Source organism: Bradyrhizobium sp. UFLA06-24 (assembly GCF_054967145.1).
In genome coordinates this window covers 1-6,752 of sequence record NZ_JADFUE010000133.1, presented here as the reverse complement: position 1 = coordinate 6,752, position 6,752 = coordinate 1, and the positions used below count along the sequence as shown (strand labels likewise).

10 protein-coding genes are annotated in these 6,752 nt (G+C 63.7%); 6 read left to right on the top strand and 4 right to left on the bottom strand.

Annotated elements, in window-relative coordinates; translation table 11 throughout:
* The 3 genes from IF809_RS37635 to pqqA all read right to left on the bottom strand — a co-directional run.
* Window positions 1-303, bottom strand: a 303-nt coding sequence (locus tag IF809_RS37635; protein ID WP_462840009.1) for a thiaminase II/PqqC family protein, incomplete at its 3' end; no start/stop codon positions are given.
* On the bottom strand, window positions 300-1,229 hold the full coding sequence (gene pqqB / locus IF809_RS37630; protein WP_462840008.1) for a pyrroloquinoline quinone biosynthesis protein PqqB: 930 nt from the start codon (window positions 1,227-1,229) through the stop codon (window positions 300-302). The genes IF809_RS37635 and pqqB, both read right to left, overlap by 4 nt.
* Window positions 1,230-1,360: 131 nt before the next feature.
* Window positions 1,361-1,441 (bottom strand): pyrroloquinoline quinone precursor peptide PqqA, encoded by an 81-nt coding sequence (gene pqqA, locus IF809_RS37625; protein ID WP_007595659.1) that lies wholly within the window; start codon window positions 1,439-1,441, stop codon window positions 1,361-1,363.
* 267 nt (window positions 1,442-1,708) lie between these two features.
* On the opposite strand from pqqA, the gene IF809_RS37620 reads away from it, so the two are divergent.
* The 6 genes from IF809_RS37620 to IF809_RS37595 all read left to right on the top strand — a co-directional run bounded on the left by IF809_RS37620 (window position 1,709) and on the right by IF809_RS37595 (window position 6,133).
* Complete coding sequence (locus IF809_RS37620) at window positions 1,709-1,966, top strand: DUF6894 family protein (RefSeq protein WP_128964581.1); 258 nt, start codon at window positions 1,709-1,711, stop codon at window positions 1,964-1,966.
* 210 nt (window positions 1,967-2,176) lie between these two features.
* A complete protein-coding gene (locus tag IF809_RS37615) occupies window positions 2,177-3,577 on the top strand; it encodes an amidase family protein (RefSeq protein WP_462840007.1) in 1,401 nt (466 codons plus the stop codon).
* A gap of 2 nt (window positions 3,578-3,579) precedes the next feature.
* Window positions 3,580-4,056 (top strand): glutathione peroxidase, encoded by a 477-nt coding sequence (locus IF809_RS37610; RefSeq protein WP_462840006.1) that lies wholly within the window; start codon window positions 3,580-3,582, stop codon window positions 4,054-4,056.
* Window positions 4,053-4,310 carry a DUF3297 family protein gene (locus tag IF809_RS37605; RefSeq protein WP_128964584.1) on the top strand — a complete coding sequence of 86 codons (258 nt, stop codon included), beginning with the start codon at window positions 4,053-4,055 and terminating at the stop codon, window positions 4,308-4,310. The genes IF809_RS37610 and IF809_RS37605 overlap by 4 nt, the downstream gene beginning before the upstream one ends.
* A 159-nt stretch (window positions 4,311-4,469) precedes the next feature.
* Window positions 4,470-5,639 (top strand): D(-)-tartrate dehydratase, encoded by a 1,170-nt coding sequence (gene tarD, locus IF809_RS37600; RefSeq protein WP_462840005.1) that lies wholly within the window; start codon window positions 4,470-4,472, stop codon window positions 5,637-5,639.
* A gap of 206 nt (window positions 5,640-5,845) precedes the next feature.
* Entirely contained in the window at window positions 5,846-6,133 is a 288-nt protein-coding gene (locus IF809_RS37595; RefSeq protein ID WP_462840004.1) for a GIY-YIG nuclease family protein, read from the top strand.
* Between the two features lie 184 nt (window positions 6,134-6,317).
* Here IF809_RS37595 and IF809_RS37590 read toward each other — a convergent pair.
* The coding region (locus IF809_RS37590; protein WP_462840003.1) for a malonyl-CoA decarboxylase domain-containing protein at window positions 6,318-6,752 on the bottom strand (435 nt) is incomplete at its 5' end.

Genomic DNA, 6,752 nt, shown 5'->3' with positions numbered 1-6,752 from the left:
GCCGTCATGGTCCTCGATGCGGTGGCGCCATTCCAGGCGTGTGGCGCGGTCGCGGAAGCGCGAGATCACCACCGCGTCCTTGATCGGGATCGTGCTCTGGTAATAGTAGCGGTTCAGCGCCCAGGCCTGCACCTGGCCCTTGTTGAGCTTGCCGCCGTGCAGCAGCTTATGGAACGGATGCAGGCTGTGATAGCGCGTCGCGCCGATGTGGCGCAGCGTCGCCTCGAGCTCTTCAGCCGAGTTGAGCCTGATATCCTTGCCGATCGAGAGCGCGGTCATTCCAGTCATGGATGCGGCATTCACAGCACGATCTCCGTTCCGTCGGCGGGAATCTGCCATCCCGCGTGTTCAGCTTTCTTGCGTTCAGGCGAGGCTGGCAGCAGCGCCGGGTTCGAGTTGTTGATGTGCAGAAAGATCTTCCTGTCGATGTTGAGGTCCGCGAGCCGCGCGATCGCGCCGTCCTCGCCCGACATCGCGACATGCCCCATGCTCTTGCCGGTTTTGTGGCCGAGGCCGGCCCGGATCATCTCGTCGTCCTGCCAGACCGTGCCGTCGAAGAACACCAGCGCGGCGCCGTCGATCTCGGCCTTGAGCGCGTCCGTCACCTCGGCGCAGGCGGCGATGAAGTAGAAGCACTTGCCTGATGACTTGTCGGTGATCTTCAGGCCGAGCGTATCGCCGTCGCCGCTCTCGCCGCCGGGATGCACCTTGCCTTCCAGGTACCAGGCCGATTTGCCGGGCACTGCGAACGGCAGCACCTCGATCCCCGAGCGCGCGCCATCGGGCAGTCGCGGCTCGAAGGGGTCGCCGATGGCGATCGGCTGGCGCTTGACGTGCTTCTCGTTCAGCACGTTGAAGATGCTGTTGCTGGCCAGGATCGCCAGCACTTTCTCATGCGCATAGACCGTGAAGGGCGAGCTCTCGCGCATCGAGAGCAGGCCCGCGACCGCGTCGACTTCGCTGTTGGTCAGGATCACGCCTGCAACAGGCGTATGGCGCAGCGCGCCGGCCTTGGGATGCAGCTGCGGCGTGGCATTCAATTGCTGGCGCAGGTCAGGGGAGGCGTTGATCAGGAACCAGTGCTCGCCGTCGCCGCTGAAGGCAACCGAGGCTTGGGTTCGATAAAGCTCGTGGCCGTTGGCGCGGGCCGCCCGGCAGCCCTCGCAGCCGCAATTCCACTGGGGAACTCCGCCGCCGGCTGCGGCACCCAGGACGACGACGCGAAGCATGATCCGTCTCCTGGAAGGAACACGCGCGGTGGATCTCAGGCCGACGCAGCTGCCGACACAGATTCTTTCTTTCGGAGACGCGTTGTGACCGAAAAATCCACCGGCGCGAGAAGCGCGAGATCGCCAGCCGCTTACTTGCGGGTGGCGCTCACATACATGTTGATTTCCATGCCGCAGGGCACTTCGACGATCTTCGGGGCTTTCCAGGCCATTTTGGCTCTCCATCTTTGCGAATTCGGACGTATCCGCCCAAGCGCTAAGTTAGTGCGGGCGGAAAAGTTCGCCAGTGAAATTTTCCCGGACATAGGTAGTAGGCCGGCGGAATTGCTGCACTGCAAGGCGCGCGTAGCGCGGCCTGAAAAAATATGAGCCAATGGCATGCGCAAGAGCGTTGATAGGTCGTGCTCCCTGCCGGGATAAACCAGTTGTGAGCATAGAACGGCTTCCAATCGTTTGCAGGCGACCCCATTGGATCAGGCATGCCCAGATATTTCTTCAACACCCGTATTGGCGACGAACTGATCGTGGATCCCGACGGCGAGGATCTGCGCAACCCCGATCGCGCCTGGGAGGTTGCCCGCCAGATGATCCTGGAGGTGGTGAAATCCGAGGGCGCCCAGCCGGCCCTGCTCGAGGCCGTCATCGAGGTCACCGACGTCGCCGGCGAGATCGTGCTGGAGTTCCCCTTCAGCGAGGCGTTGCTGGACATACCGGACGCGTCGGCGACGCGGCATTAGAGGCGTCCGCTCTCTGCCGTCACTGCGAGCGCAGCGAAGCAATCCAGGCTGCCTCCGCGGAAGCAGTCTGGATTGCTTCGTCGCTTTGCTCCTCGCAATGACGGAGAATGAGGCACCAGTCGGGGCCAAAGGCGCTCTTCCTCCCTGCGAAATCCGCATGGCTTTGCCCCGTTCCCGGCGCTAAAAGACGCCGGTCACACGGAGCACGTCATGCAAGATCTCTGGCGCCTGTCGGCCGCCGACCTCGCCACCCTCGTCAAATCAAGGAAAGTGTCCGCCCGGGAGGCCGCCAAGGCGGGCCTCAACCGCCTGGATGCCGTCAATCCCAGGCTCAACGCCGTGATCGACCACCGGCCCGAGGACGTGCTCAAACAGGCGGACGCCGTCGATGCCGCCATCGCCAGGGGCGAAGATCCCGGCGTGCTCGCCGGCGTGCCCGTCACCATCAAGGCCAATGTCGACCAGGAAGGTTTCGCCACCACCAATGGCCTCAAGCTGCAGCGCGATCTGATCGCGCGCGAGGACAATCCGGTCGTCGCCAATTTCCGCAAAGCCGGTGCGGTTCTGCTTGGGCGCACCAATTGCCCGGCCTTCTCCTATCGCTGGTTCACCACCAACCTGGTCCATGGCGACACCAAGAATCCGCGCGACGCCTCGCTGACGCCCGGCGGCTCGTCCGGCGGTGCCGGCTCGGCGGTCGCGGCCGGCATCGGCCACATCGCCCATGGCACCGACATTGCCGGCTCGATCCGCTACCCCGCCTATGCCTGCGGCGTGCACGGCCTGCGCCCGACCTTGGGCCGCATCCCCGCCTTCAATCCGGCGCTGCCGGAGCGCCCGATCGGTCCGCAGATCATGGCGGTCTCGGGCCCGCTGGCGCGCACGGTCAACGATCTCAGGATCTCGCTCGAAGCGATGGCGGCCCGCGACATCCGCGACCCCTGGTTCGCACCGGTGCCGCTGCAAGGGCCTGCGCGCGCGAAGCGCGCGGCGCTCTGCCTCAACCCGGACGGTCTTGCCACCACGCCCGAGGTGAAGGCTGCGGTGAGTGATGCCGGCAAGCGGCTCGAGCGTGCCGGCTGGACGGTCGATGTGATCGAGAACACCCCGCCGATGCGCGAAGCGGTCGAGTGGCAGATCAAGCTCTGGCTCGGCGACGGCTATGAGGCGCAGCTCGAGGCGGCGGAACGGGAGGGCGATCCCGGCGCGCTGGCGTGCCTGCGCGGTATCAGCGCCAGGGTCACGCCGATGGATCAGGCGACTTACGCCAAGGCGCTCACCCGAAGAGCCACGCTGACGCGTGACTGGATGCAGTTCTTCGAGACATATGCGGTGCTGCTGACGCCGGTGTCCGGCGAGCTGCCGTTCCCCGATCATCTCGACCGCAAGGACGACGAATCGTTCAAGCGCGTCTGGGAAGCGCAACTGCCGCAGATCGCGATTCCCTTCATGGGCCTGCCGGGTCTCGTGGTCTCCACCGGCCTCGTCGGCAAGGCGCCTGTCGGCGTGCACATCGTCTCGGGCCGTTATCGCGAGGATCTGTGCCTGCTCGCAGGCGAGGCGATCGAGGCGGGCGGCGTGCCGCCGTCGCCGATCGATCCCGTGGGCTAGCGATGTCCGTCATCTACGACTTCAAGGCCGTCTCGCTTGCGGGCGAAGAGGTCGAGATGCGCCGCTTCGAAGGGCAGGTGCTGTTGATCGTCAACACCGCGAGCAAATGCGGCTTCACGCCGCAATATCGGGGCCTCGAGGATCTGCATCGCGATCTGTCGCCGCGCGGATTCTCCGTGCTCGGCTTTCCCTGCAACCAGTTCGGCGCGCAGGAGCCGGGCCAGGCGAGCGAGATCCAGGCCTTCTGCTCGACGAATTACGACGTCACCTTCCCGCTGTTCGAGAAGATCGACGTCAACGGGCCGAAGGCGCATCCCTTGTATGAGTACCTGAAGCGCCAGCAATCCGGCCTGTTGGGTGCCTCCATCAAATGGAATTTCACCAAATTCCTGGTGGATCGCACCGGCCGCGTGGTGGCCCGCTACGCGCCGACCGCACGGCCCGAAGGTTTGCGCAATCAAATCGAAACCCTGTTATGAGCGAGACATCAATGAGCGACGAATTTCCGGACCGCCTGTCGGTCGATCCGAACAGCCCCTATTACAACGCGGACATCCTGTCGCGCGACGTCGGCATCCGCTTCAAGGGCGTCGAGAAGACCAATGTCGAGGAATACTGCATCAGCGAAGGCTGGGTCCGCGTCACCGCCGGGAACGCCAAGGACCGCTACGGCAACCCGTTGACCATCAAGGTGCACGGGCCGGTGGAGCCGTATTTCAGGGACAAGAAGTAGTTTCTGCTCAGCGCGCTGCGCTCTCTCCTCCCGAGAAGCGCACACTCCCTCCACTCGTCATTGCGAGCGAAGCGAAGCAATCCAGAATCTTTCCGCGGAGACAGTCTGGATTGCTTCGTCGCTTCGCTCCTCGCAATGACGATAGAGAAAGCCCCGTCCATGTCCGTCCGCATCATCGACGTCCGCGAGATCACCAAGCCGATCTCGTCCCCGATCCGCAACGCCTATATCGACTTCACCAAGATGACGACCAGCCTCGTCGCCGTCGTCACCGACGTCGTGCGCGACGGCAAGCGCGTGGTCGGCTACGGCTTCAATTCCAACGGCCGCTATGGGCAGGGCGGCCTGATCCGCGAGCGCTTTGCCGCGCGCATCACCGAGGCCGATCCGAAGTCGTTGCTCAATAGCGCCGGTGACAATCTCGACCCCGACAAGGTCTGGGCTGCGATGATGACCAACGAGAAGCCGGGCGGCCATGGTGAGCGTTCGGTCGCGGTCGGCACCATCGACATGGCGGTGTGGGACGCGGTGGCGAAAATCGCAGGCAAGCCGCTGTTCCGCCTGCTCGCCGAGCGGCACGGCCTCACCGCCAATCCGCGCGTGTTCGTCTACGCCGCCGGCGGCTATTATTATCCCGGCAAGGATCTTGCGATGCTGCGGGCCGAGATGCGCGGCTATCTCGATCGCGGCTACAATGTCGTCAAGATGAAGATCGGCGGCGCTCCGATGGACGAAGACCGTACCCGCATCGAGGCGGTGCTGAAGGAGATCGGCAAGGACGCGCAACTCGCCGTCGACGCCAACGGCCGCTTCAGCCTCGAGACCGGAATCGCCTACGCCAAGATGCTGCGCGATTATCCGCTGTTCTGGTACGAGGAAGCCGGAGATCCGCTCGACTATGCGCTGCAGGCCGCGCTCGCCGAATTCTATCCCGGCCCGATGGCGACGGGCGAAAACCTCTTCAGCCACCAGGACGCCCGCAACCTCATCCGCTACGGCGGCATGCGCCCCGACCGCGACTGGCTGCAATTCGACTGCGCGCTGTCCTACGGCCTGTGCGAATACCAGCGCACGCTGGAAGTGCTGAAGACCCACGGCTGGTCGCCCAGCCGCTGCATCCCGCACGGCGGCCACCAGATGTCTCTCAACATCGCCGCCGGTCTCGGCCTCGGCGGAAACGAAAGCTATCCCGATCTGTTCCAGCCCTATGGCGGCTTCCCCGACGGCGTCCGCGTCGAGAACGGCCACATCACCATGCCGGATCTCCCCGGCATCGGCTTCGAAGGCAAGTCAGATCTCTACAAGGAGATGAAGGCGCTGGCGGAGTAGAGCGGGCTGCAGCTACGGATCCCGTCATTGCGAGCGTAGCGAAGCAATCCAGAATCTTTCCGCGGCGGCAGTCTGGATTGCTTCGTCGCAAGAGCTCCTCGCAATGACGGTGTAGCGAGAGTCGCATTTCATCGCCTTTCTCGCGGTCGGTGCTCGAAATCATCCCTTGGTTGTGATAGGCTTCGTGCTCACTCATGAGCACGATCATGAAGCAACCCTGTGTCTACATGTTCGCCAATCGCCGTAACGGGACGATTTACGTCGGCGTCACCGCGAACCCGCCACGTCGCGCGTTCGAGCATCGCGAAGGTCTGGTGAAGGGTTTCTCCTCGAAGTACGGCTGCAAACTCCTCGTCTGGTACGAAGTGCACGCGACCATGACCGATGCGATCACGCGCGAGAAGCAGATCAAGGGCGGCAGCCGCGCGAGGAAGCTTGCGCTGATCGAGAGCGTCAATCCGGATTGGAAGGATTTGTACGAGACGCTGATCTGATTGCCGGAAGGAGCGCCATGGTCAGGCGGCAGCAGCGCCAGATACTCAGTCATTGCGAGCGCAGCGAAGCAATCCAGAGTTCTTCCGCGGACACAGTTCTGGATTGCTTCGTCGCATCCGCGCAAAATTGCTACGCAATTTTGTCGTTGAGCTCCTCGCAATGACGAGGAGAGAGCATAGTCCCTTACGACAACCGCATATCCAGCAGCCGTCGCCCTTCGCCCTTGAGCAACTTCTTCACCGCGCTCGAGGCCACGACCTCGCCGTCGTTGGCGTAGGCTTCGTGGTTCTTCTCGATGTCGTCGAGGCGGTAGAGGTAGTTGACCATCACGCCGGCGGATTCCCGCAGGCCCTTGGGCGAGAGGTCGCCGAGCCAGTTGATGCGCTCGAGGCGGGCGCCGTTGCCGAGGTGGAAGCGGGCGACGGAATCGATCAGGCGGCCCTTCGACGTGCGCGCCTTCAGGAAGTAATGCGCGGCGAGCGGCTCGATCACGCCGCGCAGCTGCGTGGTCGTTTCAGGGTTCTCGAACCATTTGGGATCGTCGAGCCGCTTCAGCAATTCGCGGTCCTCGTCCGACAGCGGCAGCTCCTTGTCCTGCTTGATCCATGGCATGAAGCC

Excerpts from the sequence above, each read along its gene's own strand:
- pqqB (WP_462840008.1), bottom strand. The coding sequence starts at position 1,229 with ATGCTTCGCGTCGTCGTCCTGGGTGCCGCAGCCGGCGGCGGAGTTCCC.
- pqqA (WP_007595659.1), bottom strand. The coding sequence starts at position 1,441 with ATGGCCTGGAAAGCCCCGAAGATCGTCGAAGTGCCCTGCGGCATGGAA.
- IF809_RS37620 (WP_128964581.1), top strand. The coding sequence starts at position 1,709 with ATGCCCAGATATTTCTTCAACACCCGTATTGGCGACGAACTGATCGTG.
- IF809_RS37615 (WP_462840007.1), top strand. The coding sequence starts at position 2,177 with ATGCAAGATCTCTGGCGCCTGTCGGCCGCCGACCTCGCCACCCTCGTC.
- IF809_RS37610 (WP_462840006.1), top strand. The coding sequence starts at position 3,580 with ATGTCCGTCATCTACGACTTCAAGGCCGTCTCGCTTGCGGGCGAAGAG.
- IF809_RS37605 (WP_128964584.1), top strand. The coding sequence starts at position 4,053 with ATGAGCGAGACATCAATGAGCGACGAATTTCCGGACCGCCTGTCGGTC.
- tarD (WP_462840005.1), top strand. The coding sequence starts at position 4,470 with ATGTCCGTCCGCATCATCGACGTCCGCGAGATCACCAAGCCGATCTCG.
- IF809_RS37595 (WP_462840004.1), top strand. The coding sequence starts at position 5,846 with ATGAAGCAACCCTGTGTCTACATGTTCGCCAATCGCCGTAACGGGACG.